Origin of the sequence: Tepidimonas taiwanensis (genome assembly GCF_020162115.1) — a bacterium.
GTDB classification, from domain to species: Bacteria; Pseudomonadota; Gammaproteobacteria; order Burkholderiales; family Burkholderiaceae_C; genus Tepidimonas; species Tepidimonas taiwanensis.
The window spans coordinates 2,361,812-2,384,480 of record NZ_CP083911.1 but is presented as its reverse complement, the minus strand read 5'-3'; the positions used below and the strand labels follow the sequence as shown (position 1 = coordinate 2,384,480).

19 protein-coding genes and 1 pseudogene are annotated in these 22,669 nt (G+C 66.9%); 13 read left to right on the top strand and 7 right to left on the bottom strand.

Annotated features, from left to right (window positions below; all coding sequences use genetic code 11):
• Positions 1-67 precede the first annotated feature (67 nt).
• Positions 68-496, top strand: coding sequence for a group II truncated hemoglobin (locus LCC91_RS11305; protein ID WP_143898567.1), 429 nt, complete (start codon positions 68-70; stop codon positions 494-496).
• A 39-nt stretch (positions 497-535) separates the two neighbouring features.
• Here LCC91_RS11305 and LCC91_RS11300 read toward each other — a convergent pair whose 3' ends face one another.
• Both LCC91_RS11300 and mnmA read right to left on the bottom strand, forming a co-directional pair.
• Entirely contained in the window at positions 536-2,275 is a 1,740-nt protein-coding gene (locus tag LCC91_RS11300) for a SulP family inorganic anion transporter (RefSeq protein ID WP_143898569.1), read from the bottom strand.
• A gap of 30 nt (positions 2,276-2,305) precedes the next feature.
• On the bottom strand, positions 2,306-3,499 hold the full coding sequence (gene mnmA / locus LCC91_RS11295) for a tRNA 2-thiouridine(34) synthase MnmA (protein WP_143898571.1): 1,194 nt from the start codon (positions 3,497-3,499) through the stop codon (positions 2,306-2,308).
• 146 nt (positions 3,500-3,645) lie between these two features.
• Here mnmA and LCC91_RS11290 point away from each other — a divergent pair, with 146 nt between their 5' ends.
• Positions 3,646-3,927 (top strand): hypothetical protein, encoded by a 282-nt coding sequence (locus LCC91_RS11290; RefSeq protein ID WP_058616383.1) that lies wholly within the window; start codon positions 3,646-3,648, stop codon positions 3,925-3,927.
• A gap of 435 nt (positions 3,928-4,362) precedes the next feature.
• On the opposite strand, the gene bfr is transcribed toward LCC91_RS11290, so the two are convergent.
• Positions 4,363-4,788: a bacterioferritin gene (gene bfr, locus LCC91_RS11285; RefSeq protein WP_143898576.1), complete on the bottom strand. Its 426-nt coding sequence runs from the start codon at positions 4,786-4,788 to the stop codon at positions 4,363-4,365.
• A 92-nt stretch (positions 4,789-4,880) separates the two neighbouring features.
• On the opposite strand from bfr, the gene LCC91_RS11280 reads away from it, so the two are divergent.
• Entirely contained in the window at positions 4,881-5,840 is a 960-nt protein-coding gene (locus tag LCC91_RS11280) for an IS481 family transposase (protein ID WP_224440934.1), read from the top strand.
• On the opposite strand, the pseudogene LCC91_RS11275 reads toward LCC91_RS11280, so the two are convergent.
• Positions 5,822-5,923: pseudogene (locus LCC91_RS11275) on the bottom strand (bacterioferritin); the annotation flags it as partial. The gene LCC91_RS11280 and the pseudogene LCC91_RS11275 overlap by 19 nt on opposite strands.
• A 115-nt stretch (positions 5,924-6,038) precedes the next feature.
• Entirely contained in the window at positions 6,039-6,260 is a 222-nt protein-coding gene (locus LCC91_RS13945; protein ID WP_082668420.1) for a (2Fe-2S)-binding protein, read from the bottom strand.
• A 294-nt stretch (positions 6,261-6,554) separates the two neighbouring features.
• Here LCC91_RS13945 and LCC91_RS11265 point away from each other — a divergent pair, with 294 nt between their 5' ends.
• The 4 genes from LCC91_RS11265 to putP all read left to right on the top strand — a co-directional run bounded on the left by LCC91_RS11265 (position 6,555) and on the right by putP (position 11,047).
• Entirely contained in the window at positions 6,555-7,106 is a 552-nt protein-coding gene (locus tag LCC91_RS11265) for an iron transporter (protein ID WP_224440933.1), read from the top strand.
• Positions 7,107-7,356: 250 nt separating this feature from the next.
• The gene (locus tag LCC91_RS11260) at positions 7,357-7,686 is read left to right on the top strand and encodes an FTR1 family protein (RefSeq protein WP_224440932.1); all 330 of its coding nucleotides are present in this window, start codon (positions 7,357-7,359) and stop codon (positions 7,684-7,686) included.
• 199 nt (positions 7,687-7,885) lie between these two features.
• Positions 7,886-9,334 (top strand): 4Fe-4S binding protein, encoded by a 1,449-nt coding sequence (locus LCC91_RS11255; RefSeq protein WP_058616387.1) that lies wholly within the window; start codon positions 7,886-7,888, stop codon positions 9,332-9,334.
• Between the two features lie 219 nt (positions 9,335-9,553).
• Entirely contained in the window at positions 9,554-11,047 is a 1,494-nt protein-coding gene (gene putP / locus LCC91_RS11250) for a sodium/proline symporter PutP (protein WP_143898051.1), read from the top strand.
• A gap of 130 nt (positions 11,048-11,177) precedes the next feature.
• On the opposite strand, the gene LCC91_RS11245 is transcribed toward putP, so the two are convergent.
• Positions 11,178-12,458: a glutamate-5-semialdehyde dehydrogenase gene (locus tag LCC91_RS11245; protein WP_143898049.1), complete on the bottom strand. Its 1,281-nt coding sequence runs from the start codon at positions 12,456-12,458 to the stop codon at positions 11,178-11,180.
• Between the two features lie 131 nt (positions 12,459-12,589).
• Between LCC91_RS11245 and LCC91_RS11240 the strand changes: the two genes are divergently transcribed.
• From LCC91_RS11240 to LCC91_RS11215, 6 genes are all read left to right on the top strand, one after another.
• Positions 12,590-13,306 carry a fumarylacetoacetate hydrolase family protein gene (locus LCC91_RS11240; RefSeq protein ID WP_143898062.1) on the top strand — a complete coding sequence of 239 codons (717 nt, stop codon included), beginning with the start codon at positions 12,590-12,592 and terminating at the stop codon, positions 13,304-13,306.
• A gap of 237 nt (positions 13,307-13,543) precedes the next feature.
• On the top strand, positions 13,544-13,987 hold the full coding sequence (locus tag LCC91_RS11235) for a response regulator (RefSeq protein ID WP_058616377.1): 444 nt from the start codon (positions 13,544-13,546) through the stop codon (positions 13,985-13,987).
• Positions 13,988-14,069: 82 nt separating this feature from the next.
• Positions 14,070-14,435, top strand: coding sequence for a response regulator transcription factor (locus LCC91_RS11230; protein WP_058616376.1), 366 nt, complete (start codon positions 14,070-14,072; stop codon positions 14,433-14,435).
• 5 nt (positions 14,436-14,440) lie between these two features.
• Positions 14,441-14,956 carry a chemotaxis protein CheW gene (locus LCC91_RS11225; RefSeq protein ID WP_143898047.1) on the top strand — a complete coding sequence of 172 codons (516 nt, stop codon included), beginning with the start codon at positions 14,441-14,443 and terminating at the stop codon, positions 14,954-14,956.
• Positions 14,920-17,115, top strand: coding sequence for a methyl-accepting chemotaxis protein (locus tag LCC91_RS11220; protein ID WP_143898045.1), 2,196 nt, complete (start codon positions 14,920-14,922; stop codon positions 17,113-17,115). Before LCC91_RS11225 ends, LCC91_RS11220 begins: the two co-directional genes overlap by 37 nt.
• 12 nt (positions 17,116-17,127) lie before the next feature.
• Positions 17,128-21,885: a hybrid sensor histidine kinase/response regulator gene (locus LCC91_RS11215; RefSeq protein WP_082668416.1), complete on the top strand. Its 4,758-nt coding sequence runs from the start codon at positions 17,128-17,130 to the stop codon at positions 21,883-21,885.
• Here the strand turns inward: LCC91_RS11215 and LCC91_RS11210 are convergent.
• Positions 21,875-22,648, bottom strand: a complete 774-nt coding sequence (locus LCC91_RS11210; protein ID WP_143898043.1) for a sulfite exporter TauE/SafE family protein — start codon at positions 22,646-22,648, stop codon at positions 21,875-21,877. The two genes, LCC91_RS11215 and LCC91_RS11210, sit on opposite strands and share 11 nt — an antisense overlap.
• Between the last annotated feature and the right edge of the window lie 21 nt (positions 22,649-22,669).

Here is a 22,669-nt window from a genome sequence, read left to right as displayed (position 1 = left end):
GCACGCGAAAGCTCAAAACCGCGTGCGGTGGCTACTCCCGTCTGCCTCGCCCGAAAGGACACCCGGTATGACGACGATCACGACTCCCTACGAAGCCATCGGCGGTGCCGAGGGTGTGCGCCGGCTGGTCGACCGCTTCTACCAAGTCATGGACGAGTGGCCGCAGGCGTGGGCCGCTCGCCGCCTGCACCCCGAGCGGCTGGACGGCTCGCGCGAGAGCCTGTTCGAGTTTCTGTCGGGCTGGCTGGGCGGCCCCGACCTGTACGTGCAGAAAAAAGGTCACCCCCGCCTGCGCATGCGCCACCTGCCGTACGCCATTGGCCCGGCCGAGCGCGATGCCTGGATGCTGTGCATGCGTACCGCGCTGGACGACTGTGTGGCGGACGCGGACTTGCGAGAGGCGCTTCTGCAGGCGTTCGGCGCGCTCGCGGACCACATGATCAACACCCCGGATGGCGGGCGCGACCCGGCGGCCGGCGCGGCCCGTCAATTGTGATCCATTGCGCCCCGCGCGGCACCGCAGGGCTGGCCGCGTTCAAGCGTCGGGCGGCGGCGCCCGCAGCGCCTGCACCGCTTGGTGGTGCGTCAGGTAAATGTGGCCGCTCAGGCGCTGCAGGAAGTCGCTGCGGCGCAGCCGGTCCATCACCGGACCCTTGACCTCGCTGAGGTGCAGCCGCACGCCGCGCTGGCGCAGCCGGTCGTTGAGGGCGGTGAGCACCTGCAGCGCGCTGGCGTCGATATCGTTGACCGCCGTGCACTGCAGGATGACGTCGCGGATGGCGGGCTGCGCGGCGAGCTCCGCGTCGATGCGCTGCTCGAGGTGGTGCACGTTGGCGAAGAAGAGGCTCTCGTCCACCCGCAGCCCGAGGAGGTGCGGGTGCGTGATCACGTCGTGGCGCCGGACGTTGCGGTAATGCTCGGTGCCGGCGACGTTGCCCACCACGGCGATGTGCGGGTGGCTGCTGCGCCACAGGTGCAGCGCCAGCGACGCCAGCACCCCCACCATCAACCCGGAGACCAGGTCGACCAGCAGCGTCGCCACAAAGGTGAGCGCCTGCGCCGCGAAGTCGGCGCGCGAGTAGTGCCAGTTGCGCCGAAAGCTCGCCCAGTCCAGCAGCGACCCGAGCGACACCAGCACCACCGCTGCCAGCACCGCCATCGGCAGCGCGCGCAGCCACGGCGTCAGCAGCAGCGCCGCCAGCGCCAGCAGCACGGCGGTGTAGAGCCCCGCGGCCGGCGTGCGGCCGCCGCTTTCCGCGACCACGGTCGTGCGCGCAAAGCTCGCGCCGATCGCGAACGCGCCCGTCAGGCCGGCCGCGACGTTGGCCGCCCCCATCGCGCGCATTTCGGCGTTGGCGTCCAGCCGCTCGCCACGCCGCGCCGCCATCGACTGCGCGATCGAGATCTGCTCGACGAAGGTCATCGCCGCGATCAGCAGCGCGGGCAGCAGCAGCGCCTGTACCGTCGTCCACGGCACGGTCAGCAGCGGCGCGACCGACAGTCCCGGTAGCCCCCGCGGGATGTCGCCCACGACCGCCACGCCGCGCGCCGGCGCATCGAACGCGTGCGCCGCGCCGATCGCCGCCGCCATGACCAGCAGCGGCGCGGCCTTGACCAGCACATCCGCCACGGCGGCCGGGATGGCCAGCCGCGTCAGCGCCATGCGCCCCCAGCGCCGCGCCACCACCATCGCCACGATCGAAGCGGCGCCCACCGCGAGCGTCAGCCCGTGCGCGTCGCCCGCGCGCGCGATGAGGCTGCGCGCGAACGCCAGCGCGTCGCCGCTGGCCAGCGGCACCCCGAGCAGGTGTCCGACCTGGCTCATTGCGATCAGCAGCCCGCCCGCGGTGATGAAGCCGGCCAGCACCGGCTGGCTCAGGAAATGCGCCATGAACCCCATGCGCAGCGCCCCCATCACCAGCAGCGCGACGCCGACCAGCACCGCCAGCACGGCACTGGTCGCGATGAACGCGTCGCCGCCCGGGGTAACCACCGCGCCGACCGCCGCCGCCGACATGACGGATCGCAACGCCGTCGGCCCGGGCCCGAGCACGTTGCTGCTGCACATCAGCGCGTACACCGCCATCGGCACGATGCTGGCGTACAGGCCCGTCACCGGCGGCATGCCGGCGAGCACCGCGTACGCCAGCGCCTGCGGGATCAGCAGCAGCGTCACCACCGCCGCCGCCGTCAGGTCGCCGCCCAGTTGGCCGCGGCCATAGCCGCGCGCCCAGCGCAGCACCGGGAACCAGTCGGACCAGACGGACTCGGCCATCGGTGGGCAAGCGGTGGCAACCCCGCGCCGTCAGGCCGGCTTGCGGGCGCCCACAGCCGGCCGCCGGCGCGCCTTGGCCTGCGGAGGCGCGGCCAGCGGCGGCAGCGGCCGCTCGGTGGCCGAGGCGCTGACGATCACCCCGCCGCCCAAGCACACCTCGCCGTCGTAGAGCACCGCGCTTTGGCCGGGCGTGACGGCCCACTGCGGCTCGTCGAAGGTCAGCCCAAACCCCTCGGGGGTGGGCGCGAAAGCGCACGCCGCGTCGGCCTGGCGGTAGCGCGTCTTGGCCGCGTAGCGGCCGGGCGCGGGCGGCTCACCCGCGATCCAGCTCGCGTCCTGCGCGTGCAGCCGCGGCGACAGCAGCCACGGGTGGTCGTGCCCCTGCACGGCCCACAGGGTGTTGGTGGCCGGATCCTTGCGCGCGACGAACCACGGCGCGTGCTCGCCCGCCGGGCGGCCGGCGTCGCCGCCCTTGACGCCGCCGATGCCCAGGCCCTGGCGCTGGCCCAGTGTGTAGAAACTCAGACCCACGTGCCGGCCGATCGTGCGTCCGTGCTCGTCCACGATCGGGCCCGGCGTGCCGCTGAGGTAACGCTGCAGAAACTCGCGGAACGGCCGCTCGCCGATGAAGCAGATGCCGGTGGAGTCCTTTTTCCTGGCGTTGGGCAGCCCGATCTCGGCTGCGATGCGGCGCACCTCGGTTTTGTGCAGCTCGCCCACGGGGAACAGCGTCTTGCTCAGCTGCGCCTGGTTGAGCCGGTGCAGGAAGTAGCTCTGGTCCTTGGCCGGATCGACCCCCTTGAGCAGCTCATAGCGCGCGGTGGCGGGGTTGAAGCGCACGCGCGCGTAGTGGCCGGTGGCGATCTTCTCGGCACCCAGCCGCATCGCGTGATCCAGAAACGCCTTGAACTTGATCTCGGCGTTGCACAGGATGTCGGGGTTGGGGGTGCGGCCCGCCTCGTACTCGCGCAGGAACTCGGCGAACACGCGGTCTTTGTACTCGGCCGCGAAATTGACGTGCTCGATGTCGATGCCGATGACGTCGGCGACGCTGGCCGCGTCCAGCCAGTCCTGTCGGCTGGAGCAGTATTCGCTGTCGTCGTCATCCTCCCAGTTTTTCATGAAGATGCCCACGACCTCGTAGCCCTGCTGCTTGAGCAGCCAGGCGCTGACGGCGGAATCGACCCCGCCCGAAAGTCCCACGACGACACGCTGTTTGGTCATGGGCTGATTATCCCTCCGTGGCCTGCCGAAAAACCACATGGGGAACACGGTCTTCAGTCGGAAACGGTAATGATTCGCATTACACTGCAGACATGGGTAACGCCTCATCATGTCGATCGGGTGGGTACCCTCTCGAGGAGACCGCGATGTCCCAGTTTGTCGACGTCCCACCGCTGGAGCCTTTGTTGGCCGGTACGCTGGCGTTGCTGCATTGGCAGGCCACGCGCGATACGCAGCGGCCGCCGTGTCCGTTTTCGGCGCGCAAGTTGGCCGCCAATCTGCGACGCATGGCTGACCACCCGGCCCTGTCGGAGCCCCTGGCGATCGTGCTGCACCGGCTGGCCAACGAATGGTCCGAGCGTGCTGCGCGCACAGCCGATGGGTGGGACGAAGTCGGCGACGGGCTGTCGCGCTCGCCCGTGCATTGAGCATTTGGGCCAACAAACGCGTGGGAATACCGATGGAAGACTACCCTGTTATTTGCCGCCAATGGGCGCGCGCTCAGCGCCACGCCGAGCGCGCCCAACAGGAGTGGGCGCAGGCGGTTGCGCGTTTGAGCAGCGAGGTGGTGCGCCTGCGCGGACAAGTGTTGGTGCTTCGCACCGCGTTGCTGTGGGGGCTGCGCGCCCCGGGTTTGGTGGCCGGAAAAGGACAATCAACCGCCATGCCGGCATGTGTGACGGCGCGAGAGGCGGTGTGTTTGACGGGATGCCACGGACATGGTCACCCGTGGCTGGGCCACGATGGGCACTGCCGCCTCGATGGTGTAGAGTGCCCCAGCGCGCCGGCTCGTGCGGGCGATCCACACGGGCAGTGCGAGCCTGCGATGGATGAAACGGGCCTAGCGGCTGCTACAGCAGACCTCAGGAGGGATCATCCATGATGCTCTGGAGATAATTGGCCTCGCCGACGCGCTGGATCAGCTCGAGCTGCGTTTCCAGAAAATCGATGTGCTCTTCGGTGTCGTCCAGAATTTCGCACAAAAGCTCGCGCGAGACAAAGTCTCCCGCTTTTTCGCACGTGACGATGCCGTCTTTGATGGTTTGCTGTGCCGTGCGCTCCAGCGCCAGATCTGCCTGCAAGATTTCGGGCACGCTTTCGCCGATCGAGAGTTTACCCAGGTCTTGCAGGTTGGGCAGCCCGTCCAGCATGAAGATGCGGGCCATGAGGCGGTCAGCATGCTTCATCTCACCAATGGACTCGGCGTATTCCTTTTTGGCGAGTTTGCCGAATCCCCAGTGATCCAGCATGCGGTAGTTGTCGCATCCCGGATGATTGGATAGTGCCATCACGCCATGCGTACCTGCTGGCGGTAAGCGTTCTGCGCGAGCTGCTGGGCAGCGGGTCAAGGCGTTGACGACCATCATCGGGAGATGCCCTCATGAACATCAAGCTGCATGCCCTGGCGCGTACAACGCCAGCCATACGGCGCGAGATCGCGCTGTCGGATGAGCCGGCTGCGGTGTTGGCTGAGCGTTACGGCGTTTCGCTCATGACGGTGTACAAGTGGAAGCGCCGCGAGGATTTTCTGGATCGCTCCCACACCCCGCACCGGCTGCGTACCACCATGACCCCGGCGCAGGAGGCCATTGCAGTGGAGCTGCGCAAGACGCTGCTGCTGCCGCTGGATGATCTGCTGTCGGTCATGCGCGAGTTCGTCTGTCCTGACGTGTCGCGCTCGGGACTGGATCGCTGCTTGCGACGCCACGGCGTGGGGTCGCTGCGATCCCTCAAGCCCCAGGTGCCCAAACCCGCACATCAGCCCTTTGCCGCTTACGAGCCGGGCTTCATTCATATCGACGTGAAGTACCTGCCGCAAATGGCCGATGAGACGCGGCGGCGCTACCTCTTTGTGGCCATCGACCGTGCCACGCGCTGGGTCTTCATTGCCCTGTACGCCTCCAAGAGCGCGAGAAACGCGCGCGCCTTCCTCAAGTCGCTGCTCACGGCGTGCCCGATCAAGATCAACAAGATCCTCACAGACAATGGCAAGGAGTTCACCGCACGGCTGCTGGGGCAGCCCAGTGCCACCCACGCCTTCGAGAGCCTGTGCGAGGCACTCGGCATCGAGCACCGCACCACGCGCGTGCGACGCCCCCAGACCAACGGGATGGTAGAGCGCTTCAACGGCCGCATCGAGGAGGTGCTGCGCAGCCACCACTTCATCAGCGGCGAGGATCTCGAGAAGACCCTGCTGCGCTATGCTTGGCTTTACAACCACCAGCTGCCCCAGGCCGCACTCAAGGGTCTCACGCCCATGCAGGCCATGAAACAGTGGTACACGTCACACCCGCATCTGTTCCAAAAACGGCCATATGATCATCCGGGATGTGACAGGTAGTGAACGAAGTATTGGTTGATGGCCGTCAGTTCATTTTTGAGCTGCGCCTGTAGCGCGTTGAGTACTTCCGGTGCGCCTTTCATGGGTGTGCTCCGTCTTGACCTTGGGGGTCGCAAATCGTAGCACGACGTAAACCCAGCCTGCCAAATATTGGCAAGAAAGGCGCCCGGCCAACGCTGTCGGCATCAATCAACTCGGTCAGCAGGGCATCGCGAACGGCGGGTGATGCGCTTGCATCGGGGGGCAGGTCATGGGACCGCCTCCACGAGACGAGGACCACAGTGCGCGCGCGCACGATTCGCAGCGGCCACACCGCGTGGCCACCCCGTGCATGGCTTGCAGCTCCTCGAAGCTCGCGCCTTGCTGGGCAGCGTCGCGAATGATGCGATCGCTCACGCGGTGACAGATGCAAACGATCATGGTGAACACTTTGAGCAAGTAATGAGAATCATAGTCACTTGCCCCTGTGCTGTCAATCTTCTGGGGTACGTGGGTGAGCAGCGGCGGGTATCTTCTGTGTGGGTCTGTGTGTACGGCGGGGACTGCGTTGTGAGCGGCTGGGTGCGGTGCGGGCCGGTGCGTACAGGCGGGGCAGATGGTTTGTTTTGATTTGAATCAAATAAAAACGATTATCGTTTGTGTTACAGTCGGTGGGCGCGCGCCGTCGACGCGGTGCGTCCTGTCGCAGAGATGTTTTCGTTTATGGAGAAGAGGATGTCGAACTGGAAGGTTGCTGTTGTGGCGTGGGGTCTGGCCGGGGCGGCGGTGGTGGCGCACGCGCTGGAGTACCCCATCGGCAAGCCGCAGACGCGGGCGGGTTTGGAGGTGGGTGCCGTCTATTTGCAGCCGGTCGAGATGGAACCCGAAGGGATGATGCGCAAGGCGTCCGAGAGCGATATTCACCTGGAGGCCGACATTCGCGCCGTGGCCGACAACCCGAACGGGTTTCCGGAAGGGGCTTGGGTGCCGTATTTGTTGGTGCGCTACGAGATTGCCAAGGTCGGCAGCGGCGAGGTCATCAAAGGCGACATGATGCCGATGGTCGCGTCGGATGGGCCGCACTATGGCGACAACGTCAAGCTGCGCGGTCCGGGCAAGTACCGGCTGAAATACACGGTTTATCCGCCCAACGCGAAGGAAAACCACGCGGGGCACATGTTCGGCCGCCACGTCGACAAGGCCACGGGGGTGCGCCCGTGGTTTCAGCCGTTTACGCTGGAGTGGGAGTTCACCTACGCCGGTGTCGGCAAAAAGGGTGGCTATTGATTGGCTCGGTTGCGCGCGCTAAAGCGTCTTGGCGCGCGGCCGCTGGGTTGCACGGGCGGGGGTGATGATGAGGGTGGCGGCCCGCGTGGTGGTTGCTTTGCTTGGGGGTGTGGTGTGGGCAGCGTTGCCAGTGGCGACGTCGTTCATTGTCTTGCCCAGTCTCTGGCCGGGGCGGTACGCGTTTGTCGATGAGTTCCACATGGACACCGGTCGGATGTGGGTGGTGGCGCGTTGAGGCGGGGGATGGCCGATGTGGAACGGGATGGTCGTCGTGTGGCGCGAGCGTTTGGAGGCGCTGTTGGTCATCGGGGTGATGTGGTCGTGGACGACCGCAAGGCACGACCAGCGGCGGTTGCGGGCGGGTTTGGGGCTGGGGGGTGCGTGTCTGGTGGTGGTGGCCAGTGGTATGCGGCGCGTGCCGCTGGTTGCCCTCTTTCGCCTCAGCGAGTGGTTGTTGCTCGTGACCGCAACATCATTGCTCGTGGCGGGCTTGGATCGCTTGGTGGCGATGGCGTGGTGGCCAACGTGGGTGGATCCGCTCTGGGATGTCAGTGGGGGGATCGACGACAGCCTGGGATAGGGGCGATTTCTGCCGGAGTTTGCGGGTTACCGCGCGCGCCCCGCGCCAACGGTGGTTTTGGCCGTCGCATTGTTTTGGGCGTTTGCGCTTTGGCAGCTGTTGCGCACCGATCGGACGGCGCGCTAGGCACGAGGGGTTGGCGGCGCGTGTTGCCATGGGCTCCTCGGGGGACGCGGGGGCGTTGCAGCAGGAGGTGAGCATGTCGGAGTTGACGCAGCAGCGCGCCGGAGCATCCGTGCCGGAGCAGCCGATCGCCGTGCACCGCCGTGTGCCCACGACACGGGCCTCGGAGGCGGTAGAGGCGTTTTTGGTACGCCACCGCGACCGCTATGTCTGGTTGCACGTGGCGATGATGGCGTTGTTCGTGGCGGTCATCGTGGTGCCGGTGTTTTTGCCCGATCCGCCCGAGACAGCCACGCCGTGGACGCACTTTACCGTACTGGCCAACGTGCTGTTGTGGGGGGTGTGGTTCCCGCTGGTCTTCTTGTCGACGGTCTTGACCGGGCGCACATGGTGCGGCGTGCTATGTCCGATGGGGGCCGCCACCGAGTGGACGAACAAAGTGGGATTGGGGTGGCCGATCCCGCGCTGGATGCGCTGGGAGGGGACGCCAGCCGTCAGTTTTATCGTGGTGACGGCGTGGGGGCAGACGCTGAGCGTGCGCGATTTTGCCGACAGCGCCGCCATCCTGTTTGGTGCCACGATGGCGGCGGCATTGGTCGTCGGGTTCCTCTGGGGGCGCAAGAAGCGCGCGTGGTGCCGTCACCTGTGTCCAATTGGCCGGGTGTTGGGTTTGTACGCGCGGCTGGGCCCAGTCGACATCGTGCCCCAAGCGAGGGTGCCGGGGCGCGATATCTACTCGCTCAAAGGCGCGTGTCCCACGATGATCTATTTGCCCCAAAAGGCGGAGACGCGTCACTGCATCCAGTGCATGCGCTGTGTCAACCCCGGTGCCAAGGGAAGCTTGCGGTTGGTCTTTCGTCGCTTTGGACGGGAGATCGAGCGCATTCGCGAGCACCGGGCCCATTTTGCCGAGGGGTGGATGCTGTTTCTGGACACCGGGGTCGCGTTGGGCGGGTTTTTGTGGTTGATTTCCCCCGTTTATCAGCGTATGCGCCAAGCGGCGGCGGAGTGGGCGTTGGCGCGCGACTGGGCCTGGTGGTTCGAGTCGGGGCCGCGCTGGCTCATGAGTGTGCACCCCGAGCAGGCGGAGGTATTTTGGTGGCTGGATTTTTTCATGATCGTCGGCTTCATGCTCGGCTGGATGCTGTTGGTGGCAGTCGCGTTGGGTAGCCTGACCGCGCTGGCCGCGTGGATCTCCGGACGCCTGGGGGGTGACGGCAACATGCGTCAGCGCTTTACCGAGCTGAGCTATCAGTACGCCCCCGTGGCGATGGGGTCGCTCATCATCGGCCTGGGCAGCGCGCTGTTCGAACCCCTTCGGTTCACGCCGTTGGGTTCTGCCGGGGTGCACGGTGCCAAGGCCGTGCTCTTTCTTTGCTGCGTCGCGTGGAGCGTGTATTTGGGCGAGCGTTTGCTCGCGCGGCAAGGGGTGCCCGCAGGCAGGCGGTGGTTGGCGCTGTTGCCGGGCATGGCCGGCAGCACGCTGGTGGGGGCGGCGTGGTGGCCCGCAATGCTGTCAGGCTAGTGCGCGCCAGGGACCACGACTACGCGAGTCGAGGGCACGCGCGTGGCGCAACGCTGAGCGGCGCCACGGGATTAGGGCGGCTTATGCGGCGCGTTTTTCTTTGTTATTGACTCGGGCAAACCCTAGGTTGGCGCGTGGTGTTGCGGCCATCGCCCCTACGATGCGCGACCGATTGCAACGCTTGTTGCGGGCGCAGCGGCTTGCGCACAGGAGGATGGGATGATCGAGACCAATACACCACTGCCAGTGGTGCTGACGTTTGGTTTGTATCTGGTGGCCATGTTGGTCGTGGGCTGGCTGGGCTGGCGTGCCACAAGCAGTTTGGCCGACTACATTTTGGGCGGGCGGCGCTTGGGTGCGTTCGTCACGGCGCTCGCAGCCGGTGCTTCCGACATGAGTGGATGGTTGCTCATGGGTTTGCCCGGTGCGGTATTCGCTTCGGGATTGTCGGAGGCGTGGATAGCCATCGGCCTGGTGTTGGGGGCTTGGGCCAACTGGCGTTGGGTGGCGGCGCGCCTGCGTCTGTTTTCGGAGCGCGCGGGCAACGCGCTGACGCTGCCGGACTACCTGGCCAACCGGTTTGGCAGCCACGCCCAGGCCCTGCGCACGGTATCGGCACTGGTGATTCTGGTCTTTTTTACGCTGTACGCGGCCTCCGGTGTGGTAGCGGGCGCGCGTTTGTTCGAGAGCATGTTCGGTATGCCGTACGCCACGGCATTGTGGGTAGGGGCGTTGTGCACCATGGCGTACGTCTTCATCGGCGGGTTTTTGGCCGTGAGCTGGACCGACACCATCCAGGCGTCGTTGATGTTTACGGCGCTGGTGATGGCTCCGCTGATGGTGATGTCGGCCCTGGGGGGCCCGCACGCCAGTGTCGAGGCGGTGCGTGCACACAGCCCGGCGCATTTCGACTGGATCGGCTCGCTCGATGCGGTGGCGATCGTGTCGCTGATGGCGTGGGGCCTGGGGTATTTCGGTCAGCCCCACATCCTGGTGCGGTTCATGGCTGCGCATTCGCATCGGGAAATGACGCGGGCGCGCCGCATCGGCATGACGTGGATGGTGTTGTGTCTGGCGGGGGCGGTGGCCGTCGGCTTTTTCGGCACCGCATACTACGCGGCCCATCCCCAGCAGGGGGGCGCGGTCGCGGCCAACCCCGAGCGGGTGTTCATCGAATTGGCGCAGCAATTGTTTTCGCCGTGGGTGGCGGGGATGTTGCTCGCGGCGGTGTTGGCCGCCATCATGAGCACGCTCTCCGCCCAGTTGTTGGTGTGTTCCAGCGCGCTGACGCAGGATATTTACAAGGCGTTTTGGCGTCGACACGCCAGCGAGCGCGAGCTCGTGTGGTTCGGGCGCGCGACGGTGCTGGCGGTCACCGTGGTGGCGATTGCGCTGGCAGCCGACCCCAACAGCCGCATCCTGGGGATGGTGGGCTACGCGTGGGCCGGGTTCGGGGCTGCTTTCGGCCCGGTGGTGGTGTTGTCGCTGATCTGGCGGCGCATGACGGCGCGGGGAGCGCTGGCCGGTATGGTCGTGGGAGCCGTCACCGTCGTCGTGTGGAAGCAGGGCGGTTGGTGGCAGCTGTACGAGATGGTGCCCGGATTTGTGCTGGCCACGCTGGCGATCGTGGTGGCGAGCCGACTGGACCGTACCCCCGACCCCGAGGTCACCCGCCTGTTCGACGAGGTGCAGCAGGCGGTGCGTGCCGGTTGAGCGCTCGCCGGCGGAGCGTTGCCCCGCGATTGCCCCGTGCCGGCACCGGTACGGGGCAAATCCCGACGGGCCGCGCGTGACCCCGAGCCAAGCGCTACCGAAGGAGCACGGGCGGTACCGCGTCCGGCGTTTAGGTGCGGATGTGGCCCTCGCCGAGGACGACGTACTTCAGCGACGTCAGTCCCGCCACGCCCACCGGGCCGCGGGCGTGGAATTTGTCGGTGCTGATGCCGATCTCGGCACCCAGGCCGTACTCGAACCCGTCGGCAAAGCGGGTACTCGTGTTGACCATGACGCTGCTGGAATCGACCTCGCGCAAAAAGCGCTGCGCGTGGCGATGGTCGGTGGTCAGAATCGCGTCGGTGTGGTGGCTGCCGTAGCGGTTGATCCAGTCGATTGCCTCGTCCAGCCCCGCGACGACCTTGACGCTGATGATCGGCGCGAGGTATTCGGTGGACCAGTCTTCCTCCGTCGCGTCCACCACCGTCGCGCCGGGGACGGTGGCGAGGATGGCCTTGGATTCGGGGCAGCAGCGCATCTCCACCCCTTTGGCGGCGAAGATGGCGCCGATACGCGGCAGAAACGCCGCCGCCACGCCGCGCGCGACGAGCAGGCTTTCGGTCGCGTTGCAGGGGCTGTATTTTTGTGTCTTGGCGTTGTCGGTGACCTTGACCGCGAGGTCCAGATCGCACGGGTCATCGACGTAGGTGTGACAGTTGCCGTCCAGGTGCTTGATGACGGGCACTTTGGCCTCGCGGCTGATGCGCTCGATCAGCCCCTTGCCGCCGCGCGGGATGATCACGTCCACGTATTGCGGCATCGCGATCAGGTGCCCGACCGCCTCGCGGTCGGTGGTGGGCACGAGCTGTACCGCCTCGGGCGGCAGGCCGGCGTCGGCGAGCGCCGCCTGCACCAGCGCGGCCAACGCCCGGTTGGAGTCGATGGCCTCCGAGCCGCCGCGCAGGATGCAGGCGTTGCCGCTCTTGATGGCGAGCGACGCCGCCTCGATCGTGACGTTGGGGCGGCTCTCGTAAATCATCCCGAAGACGCCGATGGGCACGCGCATCTGACCGACGCGGATGCCGCTGGGCTGCTGCTGCAGCCCGATGATCTCGCCGATGATGTCGGGCATCGCGGCGAGCTGCTCGCACCCCTGCGCGCAGGTCTCGATGATCTTGGGCGTGAGCTTCAGGCGATCCACCATCGGCTCGCTCAAGCCCGCGGCGCGGGCGCGCTCGATGTCGCGCGCGTTGGCGGACTGCAGCGGTTCGACATGGGCGCGCAACCGCGCGGCCAGCGCGCGCAGCGCGGCGTTTTTTTGCGCGGCGCTGGCTCGGGCCATGGCCGCTGCGGCGCTGCGGGCCTGCCGGCCCAGGTTGTGCATCAAGTCGTCGAGGCTCGTCGTGCTCATGGCCGGAATTGTCGCATCGCCCTCGGCCGCGTGCATCAACAGGAGCCGCCTTGCGAAAAAACAACGCCCGGGCTTTGCGGCGGTGGTTGCGAGCGCTACGATGGCACCCGACCCGTTCAGAAGGATGCAGGATGTCGAGTGACCTTTGGCCTCCACCCCAACCCGTCTCGCTGACCGTGCGTGATCGTGACGTCCGGCTGCCGGTGCGGCGGCTGTTTTTTGTTGGGCGCAACTATCACGCCCATGCGCGCGAGATGGGGGTCACCATCGACAAAGCCACGACGCAGCCGTTTTACTTCACCAAGTCTGCGCTGCACTTGGTGCCCAGTGGCACAACGCAGCCGTATCCCCCACAAACGCGCGACTACCACCACGAGGTCGAGTTGGTGGTGGTCATCGGCACCGAGGGGTTTGCCATCTCGTCTTCCGAAGCGGCGGCGTTGATCTACGGGTATGCTGTCGGTCTGGATATGACGCGGCGCGACGTGCAGGCGCGGCTGCGCGAAAGGGGCCACCCCTGGTGTTTGGGCAAGGATGTAGAGGGGGCGGCGGTGTGCGGCGCGGTAACGCCGATGCCGGGCGTGGTCGTGTCTCGCGGGGAAATCGGGCTGGCCGTCAACGGTCAGGTACGCCAGCGTGCCGATGTGGTGGACATGATCTGGAGCGTGCCTGAGCTGATCGCCGATCTTTCACGCTACTACCATTTGCAGCCCGGAGACGTGATTTTTACCGGCACGCCCGAGGGGGTGGGCCCGGTGTCCCCGGGCGATCGCATTCACGGCTGGGTGGAGGGCGTCGGCGACGTCTCGTTGGCGATCGGGACAGCTGCGGATGGAGGCAGAGGCTGAGGCCCGCAGAGTGATCGTGCGGGTATTGAGCATGGGGCGACAGGCTGCGTACAATGGCCGAAATTTATCCGGTGCGCCGCGCGCGGTCAGTCGCTGCACGACGCTTGTGTTGGAGTGGGCTCCAGCGGGCGTTGAATCATGGGCGATGTGCTGGCATCCGGCGAACCAAGGTGGGCTGGCGAGCAGACGTAGCAACAAAATGTCCATCGTGCAGGGGGGGATGTCTCGATGAATGGAATGGGTGGGCCGTCCGAGGCGGTGGGTGCCGCGACCTCTGGGCAGCCGCGTGCGCGTGTGCTGATCATCGACGACAGTCGTACGATACGGCTCAGCGCCGCCAGCATTTTGCGGCCCCTCGGGGTGGAGGTGATCCTGGCCGAGGATGGGTTTGCCGCGCTTTCGCATTTGGTTCGTTCGCCCCCCGACTTGGTGTTCGTCGACATCCTCATGCCACGACTCGACGGCTATCAGACATGCGCGCTGATTCGCCGTCACCCGCCGCTGGCCAAAGTTCCGGTCGTGATGTTGTCCAGCAAAGACGGATTGTTCGATCGGGCCCGCGCGCGCGTCGTGGGTTGTGACGACTATCTGGTCAAACCGTTTACGCGCGACGGCCTTCTGGCAGCCGTGCGACGGTATATTCCGGCATTGAGCGAAGAGGTGCCGGCAATCGGTCAGTGAGGGGTTCCCAGCGGTATGGGAGCGTATATGCGGTAGACTGCCGCACCCGGAATGCGTGTGGCTTTTTGGCGAGGAATGGTCAATGCCCGTACAGCGAATTTTGGTGATTGATGATTCGGCAACCGAGCGTCACTACTTGGCGCAAATGCTCAGCAAACATGGATTCGACGTTCTGACGGCCGACTCGGCCGAGCAGGGTTTGATGCTGGCGCGCACCCAGGCCCCCGACCTTGTATTGATGGACGTCGTGATGCCCGGACTCAATGGATTTCAGGCGACGCGCCAGCTCGCGCGCGATCCCGAAACGCAAAAAATCCCCGTCATCATGTGCACGTCCAAAAGCCAGGAAACCGATCGCATCTGGGGCTTGCGGCAGGGGGCCGTCGAGTACGTCGTCAAGCCCGTGCAAGAGGCTGAGCTGCTGTCCAAAATCCGTGCGCTGGGGTGACCCCGATGTCCCCGGCTAATGGTCTGCGCGAGTACCAACTCCAGCTCGGCGAACGACTGCGACAGGCAAGCGAGCAGCATCTCACCCGGATGCGGCTGGGGTTCGAGGCGGCTGGCCGTCATTGGCTCGTTTCTTTGGAAGCCATCCATGGCGTGGTGCCGCTGCCAAGGCTGACGCCGGTGCCTGCGGTCAAACCGTGGTTGCAGGGGGTGGCGGCGGTACGGGGCGTCGTCTACGCCTGTGTCGATTGGGCAGCGTTCCTGGGTAAGGGCGGCACGACCCGGGCGGAGGGGCGACAGATGCTGCTGAGTCACCCCCGTGACCGGGCGCACATTGCGCTCATCATCGATCAAGTGCCTTTGATGCGCTCACTCGACGACATGGAGGCGCTGCCCCACGCAAGCACCGCGGAGCCCGATTGGGTGGAGGGTGTTTGGCGCGATGCCGAGCACCGCGAGTGGCGACTCTTGGACGCGCCTCGGCTGTGGCGCGACCCGGGGCTGTTGCAGCCGTCTGCCTGACGATAGATCAACCATTTACGTCAAATCAACCGTATCCCATCCGAAGTGACGTCATGACCAATGCCGCAGCTCGAGCCAGCGCTGTCAACAGCGGCGCCGCGACCATGGATTTGTTTGAGCGAGCGCAACGCGCGCTCGACCGTTGGATGCTGGGGCTCAACCTGGACTGGATACCGGGTTTTGGTCGGCTGTCCCATCGGCGACGGCGCGTCGTGCTGACAGTGGCCGTTTTGGTTTTCATCGTGATCGGTGTGGCGGCCCTCGTGGCATACCAGGTCTACAGCACGCGTGTGGCCAAATACACTGATATTGCCATTCGCTTGCAGCTGTTGTCGCAGCGTTCGGCCAAAAATGCCCAGCGCGCCGCGTTGGGGGACGCAAAAGCGTTCGAGCAAATGCTCGAGGCCCGCAAGGGCTTTACCGATGGCCTGAATACCCTCATCGGTGGCGGAGGAGGGCTGCCGCCTTCGCCCGCCGCATTTCAGGACGATCTGCGCGCCCTGCAGCAGCGCTGGGAGGCTTCCAACAAGACCATTCAAGGGCTGGTCGAGCAGCGCGCCGTGCTAGAGACCTTGGGGCGCGCTTACGAGGCCAATGCGGCGCGGCTCAAGGACTTGGCCCGCTTGGCCGATGAACTGATGGCCTTTGCCCCGGCCGGCTCTGCCACGGCAGACGTGGTGGATGGGTTGGTGCTGCAGCTGTCGCAACTGGCCATCGGTGCCGAGGCGGCTTTGGCGGGCGATACGTTGAGCACCGACGTGGCGGTTCAGTTGTCGCAAAAACTGGAGGAGTTTCGCGCCGCGCTCAACGTCATCAAAAGCGGTGATGCCGCGCGCGGGATCGCGCCGCTGACGGAAGCGGCCGCGCAAGAAAAAATCAAGAGCATGGAGAGCCTGCTGCAGGCGCTCGAGCAAGAGGTCGGCGGTCAGATCAGCAGCATGACCGCGGTGCTGGCCGCCAAGCAAAGTGCGCAAAAGCTCTACGATGAATCCGAGGCGCTGTTGGATGCCTTGCAGCAGCTGTATTCGCGCTATGCGGCAATGGGTACGGGTGGGGCCCTTCCCTTGTCGGTGTCCGCTTTCATCCTGGCGGTGTTGGGAACGTTCATGATCACCATCATGAACGTGCAGGCGGCGCGCTACAAAGCCCAAAAGGCGGCCGAAGAAAACGCCCGCAACCAAGAGGCAATTTTGCGGTTGCTCAACGAAATGGCGGACTTGGCCGAGGGGAATCTGACCGTGCGCGCGACCGTGAGCGAGGACATCACGGGTGCCATCGCGGACTCTGTCAACTACGCCATTGAGGAGTTGCGCACGCTGGTGCAGCGGATCAATGACGCCGCACAGCAGCTCGCGGAGTCCACCGCCGCGGCGCGGGAGGACGCACAGGCACTGCTCGACGCGTCGCAGCGGCAGGCCCAGCAGATCGGCGATACGTCCGAGGCGGTGGTGAGTATGTCGCAGTCGATTGGCGAGGTGTCCCGCAATGCGGCCGAGTCCGCCGAAGTGGCGCAAACCGCCTTGCAGGCGTCGCAGCGCGGCCGCGACGCAGTGCGTCAGACCATCGATGGCATGAACGCGATTCGGGATCAGATTCAAGAGACGTCCAAGCGCATCAAGCGGCTGGGTGAGTCGTCGCAAGAGATCGGTGAAATCGTCGATCTCATCGGTGGCATTACCGAGCAGACCAACGTGCTGGCGCTCAACGCGGCGATTCAAGCGGCGGCAGCGGGTGAGTCGGGCAAAGGCTTTGCGGTGGTGGCCGAGGAAGTGCAGCGGCTGGCAGAGCGGTCGGCGCAGGCGACGCGGCGCATCGGCGCGATCGTGGCTGCCATTCAGGCCGATACCCAGGAGGCCATCCGTGCGATGGAGCGCTCGACCCAAGGGGTGGTGCAAGGTGCGGCGCGCTCTGATTCAGCGGGTGAAGCGCTGTCCGAGATCGAAACCATCTCGGTGCGACTGGCCAACCTGATCGAATCCATCTCGCGAGCGATGGCGCAGCAGGCCAGCACGGCCGAACAGGTGAGCGCCAATATGCGCGCCATTTTGCGTGTGACCGAGGAAACCGCGGAGCGTACGCGCCACAGTGCGCAAACGGTCGCCAGCCTCAACGAGCTGTCGGAGCGGCTGCGTGTGTCGGTGGCTGGCTTCCAACTCTGATCGGGGGCGGCCATGGCGGATGCCACACCCACGACCCCGCTAGACATCGGTGCGCTGGCCTGGGTGCGCCCGGCCTTGGAGGAGACGTGGAACCTTGCTGACGCGCATCTGGCTCAGTGGTTACAAGGCGCAGGTTCGGGCAGCACCTCAGATGCGCCCGCGACGGCCGACTTCGACGCCGCTGCTGCCGCTTGGATGCTGGTGGGTGACGAGCCCGCGTCGCGCCTGAGCCGCGTGGTCGGCGCGGCCGTCGAGCGGTTGCGCTCCCAGCCCGAGTGGCGTACCCCCACGGGGGGACGGGCGGTGCTGCAGGCCGTGCGGCTGCTGCGGCAGCGAACCGAGGCCACGGGTTCGGTGGCGGATCAGACCCTGCGCGATGCGGCAGAGTGGATTCAGCAATGGCTCGACGGCGCGCCCACTGAGACGTCGGCCGGTGTTGGGGGGGATACATCGGGTGCGGCCGTGGCGGAGGCTGCCGCAGTCCCAGTGGTTCGCAACCTTCCATGGTTGCGTCAGCGCTACCAGCAAGGGTTGCTGCTGTGGTTGCGCAATACCGACGCGCGTGAGGGCTTGGGTGAGATGGCGGCCGCGGTTGGTGCGTTGGCACGCCGCTGCCCGCCGGAGACGGTCGACGGGTTGCTGTGGCGTTCGGTGTCCGCGCTGCTGGACGCGCTGGCGCAGGGGCGCTTGCCAGTGGATGCCTGGGTCAAGCGGCTATGCGGCCTGGTGGATCGGCAGCTGGGGCGACTGCAACGGGGACAGTCACCCGTGGCCGCAGCCTTGCTGCCTGACGTGTTGTCGCGCCTGCAGACGCTGCCAGACGTTTACGCGATGTTGCCGCCGTTGGCCCAGCGGTTCGTGCCCCGATTGGGGGAGGTCGCGTGTGCGACCGAGCCGGAGGAGCCTGCCCAGTGGCGCGCCGCCGTGCGGCAAGCCCAAGAGGCGTGGACGGCCGTGTGCCAGGGTGCTGCGGACGGTGTCGCGCGCTGGACGGCCGCGCTGCGAGCGCTGGGGGCGATGGCGCATTCCGAGCAGATCACGCTGGTGCGGGCGTTGGATGGGGCCACCTGTGCCTTTCCGTCGCCGCCCGAGATGCCCGTCGTGGCTCCCGTCTTGCAGGAGGAGGTGGCGCAAGCGCTGGTGCTGATCGAGCCGTGGGCTCCTCCGGTCGACGACGAGCAAGCCCTGTCGTCGTGGCGGGCGACGCGTCAGCGCGTCGTCAATCGCCTCATGGCCGTGGCCTATCCCACGGATCCCGAGCTCATGCCCGAGGAGGAAGCGAACGCACCGGGCTGGAGTGGCGCGGCCGGGGCTGACTTGCGCGGGGCGGTGATCGATGCGGTGTTGGCGGCGGCGCGGCCCATCGAACAAGCCTTCTCCAGTGCCGCGGCGGGAGACGCGGCAAGCTGCAAGACCGTGGAAGACAGCGCACGGCAAATGGCGGGTGCTTTTGCGATGCTGGGTGCCAAGCCGGCCGCCGACCGCTTGTATCAGGTCGAGCGGGTCGTGGCTCAGTGGGCGGCGCGGCAGCCATCGCCGGCGGATGTGCAAGTGGTGTCAGACGCGCTGGCTGCGGCAGTGTGGTATGCCGAGCAGCTGCGCACAGGGGTGGACGATCCCTCGGTGTTTGACGGCATTGTCATCCCGGCGCCACCGCCGGGTGACGATACGGCTGTCGGGGCGCCCGCAGCGGTTCCTCTGGCCGAGGAGGTCGATCTCGACGGGCACCGACTGCCCACCGATCTCTACCGGATTTTTCTGGAAGAGGCGCGCGTGCGGTTGCGCGAGTTGGCTGCGGCGGTCGAGGCGGTGTGCGCTCACGCCACGGACACCGCAGTCTGGGAGCCGCTTGTGCGCGTGGCGCACACGCTGGCCGGCATGGCGCGCACAACGGCCCTGACGCCAATAGCCGAGTTGGCCTATGCGCTCGAGTTGTGGGCGCTGCGGTGTTATCAGGTACCGGGGGCGCTGCCAGCGCAAGCACCGGATGTGTTGCGTCGCATCGTTGGCAGCTTACAGGACGCCGTTGCTGTCGTCGAGAGCCGGCGTTACCCCGCGCCGATGTCAGACGTCATCTCGGCGTTGGCGGACCTGCCGGTTTCGCCACCGGCTGCTCCGGCGCTCATGGAGGGCGCGCCGGACGACGGGGACGTGCGTGAAGCGCGCCCGTCGGAGCTGTCCACGGAAACGCTCGATGCTCCCGTTCGCCACGACGATGGCGCCCCGCCGACACCGGCGGCGACCTCCGTGGCAACACCCGTGACCCCTGATTCGCCGGGCGCGGTGCCATCGATTTCGATTGCGGCGGCCCGCATGGCGGTGCCCGCCGCAGCGCCGCCCAGCACGGAGCAAGTGTCCGTCGTTGCGCCCGCGTTGCCCACGGACGAGATTGACGCCGAGCTGCTGCCCGTTTTCCTGGAGGAGGCGCAAGACTGGATGCCGCGCATCCAGTCCACTGTTCAGCAGTGGCGTGACCACCCAGGGGTTGCCGAGCATTCCGCGGCACTGCAGCGCGCGCTGCATACCCTCAAGGGGGCTGCCCGCATGGTCGGGGCCATGGCGATCGGCCAGCGCATCCACGAGCTGGAAGCCGACGTGCAGGCGCTGGGGACACAGATGCCCACGCCCGATTGGCTCGACGCAGTGCAGCAGCGCGTCGACCAGGTGCACGATGCGATCGAGGCGTTGACAAGCGGGCCAGCGCCGTCGTCGTTGTCGGAGCCGGTGCCGCCGACGGCTCAGATGCCTGTGGTGCCGGCAGCTGCGCCGCCAACCGATGGCGAGGGCCAGGCCAATGGCCTCGCTCCCGCTGCGGGCCCATCCGCTGCAGCGCCCTCCGCCACGGTGATTACGCCCGAGCCCGCCGCCGACGCGGCGCCCGCTGCCGCCGCCCAGTCCATGGCGGCGGCCGAGGCGGTGCCGGACGATGCGGGGCGGCATGCCGTGATTCGGCTGTCGACGGAGCGCTTGGATGAGCTGCTCAACGACGCTGGCGAGGTGGCGATTGCTCGCTCGCGGCTGGAGGCGCTGTTCCGGCGCAACCGTGAGGTGGTGCAGGAGTTGGCCGACCACGTCGATCGTTTGCGCACCCAGCTGCGCGAGCTCGAAATTCAAGCCGAGTCGCAGATGCACGCGCGGCTGGCGCGCGCCGATCGGCAGGAATTTGACCCGCTTGAATTCGACCGCTTCACGCGGCTGCAGGAGCTCACCCGGCTGTTGGCGGAAAGCGTCAATGACGTGGAGACCACACGCGACATGCTACTGGCCGGGTTCGACGAGGTGGACGACGCCCTGTTGCAGCAGGCGCGGGTCAATCGCTCGCTGCAGGATGGGCTGATGCGCGCGCGGATGGTGCCGCTCAGAACCATCGAAGACCGGCTGCATCGCGTGCTGCGCCGTGCGGCCAAGGAGACCGATCGGCGGGCGCACCTCGAGGTCGACGGTCGTGATTTGGAGGTGGACCGCGCGGTGCTCGACCGCCTCGTGGGCCCGCTGGAGCATTTGATTCGCAACGCCGTGGCGCACGGCATCGAGCCTCCCGCGCAGCGTCAAGCCGCCGGTAAGTCGGCGTATGGCGAGGTGAGGCTGCGGGCGCGGCGCGAAGCCAGCGAAGTCGTCATCGAGCTGACGGACGATGGGCGTGGGATCGATTTGGCTGCGGTGCACGCGCGCGCAGAATCGCTGGGATGGGTGGAGCCGGGCCAACCGGTCGACCCCGCCCAGTGTTATGAATGGTTGTTCCGCACGGGTTTTTCGACCGCGGCGGTCGTGACCGAACTGGCCGGGCGTGGCGTTGGCCTCGATGTCGTGCGCAGCGACTTGGCGGACATGGGGGGGCGGGTATCCGTTTCCAGTGAACCCGGGCGCGGAACCCGTTTCGAGCTGCGCTTGCCCCAGACGCTGGGGGTGGCGGCGGTCGTGCTCGTGCGTGCAGGTGGACAGACGTGGGCTTTACCCGCTGGGCAGGTGCACGTGTTGCGTGAGGTGTCGCAACCCGAGTTCGAGCGGCTGCGTCAAGCCGGTGGGGTCACCGTGGGGGAACGCATGCTGCCTCTGGCGTCGCTGGAGCAATACCTCCCGCCGCGGGACGAGGACGACCTCGCGCCCCATGATCCCACCCAACGGCTGACGCTGCTGCTCGTGCAGGCGGGGGATCAACAGTGGGTGATGGCGGTAGAAGCGATCGACGGGCAGCTCGATGCCGTACTCAAGCCCATCGGTCCGCTGTTGGCGCGCGTGCCCGGGGTGGCGGGTGCCACCGTCTTGGGTGATGGCCGCGTGGCGCTCATTTTGGACGCGGCGCGACTGTTGGCGCGCTCGCCGCGCAAGGAAGCGTCGGGCATGGCCGCGCAGCGTCCTACCGCCGAAGCCCAGCGGCCCCCGCTCGTGTTCGTGGTGGACGACTCGCTGACGGTGCGCAAGGTCACCAGCCGTTTTTTGGTGCGGCACGGTTATCGGGTCGAGACCGCCAAGGATGGCCAAGAGGCGCTCGAGCGCTTGCAGCGCGACCCCTTGCCTGCGGTGATGTTGCTCGATATCGAAATGCCCAACATGGATGGCTTCGAGGTCACCCAGCGGGTGCGGGCCGAGGCGCGCACCGCGTCGCTGCCGATCATCATGATCACGTCGCGTACGGCGGACAAGCACCGCGAGCACGCGCGCACGCTCGGCGTCGACGTCTATTTGGGCAAGCCGTATCAGGAGGAGACGTTGTTGGGTCACATCGAGCGGCTCGCCGGGCCCCCACACGTGGTGGGCGCTAGCGCATGAAAAACACCGCGCTCATCACGAGCCCGGTGCCGATGACGACCGCGCGCACGACCGCGGCGGGCAGACGGCGCGCCCAGCGCGCCCCGAGGTAGCCGCCGGCGGTCGCCGCGGCCATCATCAGCAGCGCCGGGCCCCACGCGATCGCGCCCGCCAGCGCAAACGTCGCCACCGACAGCAGCGACAGCACCAGCGAATTGAGGTTTTTCAGCGCATTCGCGGTGTGGATGCGGGGCTCGCCCGCGACCGCGTACAGCGCCATCAGCAGGATGCCCAGGCCCCCGTTGAAATAGCCGCCGTACACCGCGACCGCGAGCAAACCCGCGTGGCGTGCCATATGGCGAGTGCTGCCCGCCTCGCCACCGACAGGGGCATTGCGTGCCGCCGCGAGGCGCCGCACCAGCCACGGGCCGACCGCGAACACCGCGGTGGCGAACAGCAGCAGCCACGGCACGAGGGCGCGGAAGGTCGGCGCGGGGGTGACCAGCAGCAGCAAGGCACCCAGCACCCCGCCGGTCGCGGCCAGCGCCGCCTCGGTCCCCAGCCGCCGTCGCGGCAGCGCCGCCAGCTCCGCGCGGAAGCCCAGCGTGCTGCCCAGGTAGCCCGGACTGACCGCGACCGCACTCGTCGCGTTGGCCGCGATCGGCGGCAAGCCCGTGAACACCAGCGCCGGAAAGGTCAGAAAGCTGCCGCCGCCCGCGATCGCGTTCAACGCCCCCGCGGCCAGCGCCGCCACCGCCAGCAACAGGGCGTGCTCAACGGGCATCGGCGCGCGGCGTGGGGGTGC

What these genes read in the sequence shown, in the direction of transcription:
- LCC91_RS11260 (WP_224440932.1), top strand. Translation starts at nt 7,357, where the DNA reads ATGTGGAACGGGATGGTCGTCGTGTGGCGCGAGCGTTTGGAGGCGCTG.
- LCC91_RS11305 (WP_143898567.1), top strand. Translation starts at nt 68, where the DNA reads ATGACGACGATCACGACTCCCTACGAAGCCATCGGCGGTGCCGAGGGT.
- LCC91_RS11235 (WP_058616377.1), top strand. Translation starts at nt 13,544, where the DNA reads ATGGGTGGGCCGTCCGAGGCGGTGGGTGCCGCGACCTCTGGGCAGCCG.
- LCC91_RS13945 (WP_082668420.1), bottom strand. Translation starts at nt 6,260, where the DNA reads ATGATCGTTTGCATCTGTCACCGCGTGAGCGATCGCATCATTCGCGAC.
- LCC91_RS11225 (WP_143898047.1), top strand. Translation starts at nt 14,441, where the DNA reads ATGTCCCCGGCTAATGGTCTGCGCGAGTACCAACTCCAGCTCGGCGAA.
- LCC91_RS11215 (WP_082668416.1), top strand. Translation starts at nt 17,128, where the DNA reads ATGGCGGATGCCACACCCACGACCCCGCTAGACATCGGTGCGCTGGCC.
- LCC91_RS11210 (WP_143898043.1), bottom strand. Translation starts at nt 22,648, where the DNA reads ATGCCCGTTGAGCACGCCCTGTTGCTGGCGGTGGCGGCGCTGGCCGCG.
- LCC91_RS11230 (WP_058616376.1), top strand. Translation starts at nt 14,070, where the DNA reads ATGCCCGTACAGCGAATTTTGGTGATTGATGATTCGGCAACCGAGCGT.
- putP (WP_143898051.1), top strand. Translation starts at nt 9,554, where the DNA reads ATGATCGAGACCAATACACCACTGCCAGTGGTGCTGACGTTTGGTTTG.
- LCC91_RS11245 (WP_143898049.1), bottom strand. Translation starts at nt 12,458, where the DNA reads ATGAGCACGACGAGCCTCGACGACTTGATGCACAACCTGGGCCGGCAG.
- LCC91_RS11280 (WP_224440934.1), top strand. Translation starts at nt 4,881, where the DNA reads ATGAACATCAAGCTGCATGCCCTGGCGCGTACAACGCCAGCCATACGG.
- LCC91_RS11255 (WP_058616387.1), top strand. Translation starts at nt 7,886, where the DNA reads ATGTCGGAGTTGACGCAGCAGCGCGCCGGAGCATCCGTGCCGGAGCAG.
- LCC91_RS11240 (WP_143898062.1), top strand. Translation starts at nt 12,590, where the DNA reads ATGTCGAGTGACCTTTGGCCTCCACCCCAACCCGTCTCGCTGACCGTG.
- mnmA (WP_143898571.1), bottom strand. Translation starts at nt 3,499, where the DNA reads ATGACCAAACAGCGTGTCGTCGTGGGACTTTCGGGCGGGGTCGATTCC.
- LCC91_RS11300 (WP_143898569.1), bottom strand. Translation starts at nt 2,275, where the DNA reads ATGGCCGAGTCCGTCTGGTCCGACTGGTTCCCGGTGCTGCGCTGGGCG.
- LCC91_RS11290 (WP_058616383.1), top strand. Translation starts at nt 3,646, where the DNA reads ATGTCCCAGTTTGTCGACGTCCCACCGCTGGAGCCTTTGTTGGCCGGT.
- LCC91_RS11265 (WP_224440933.1), top strand. Translation starts at nt 6,555, where the DNA reads ATGTCGAACTGGAAGGTTGCTGTTGTGGCGTGGGGTCTGGCCGGGGCG.
- bfr (WP_143898576.1), bottom strand. Translation starts at nt 4,788, where the DNA reads ATGGCACTATCCAATCATCCGGGATGCGACAACTACCGCATGCTGGAT.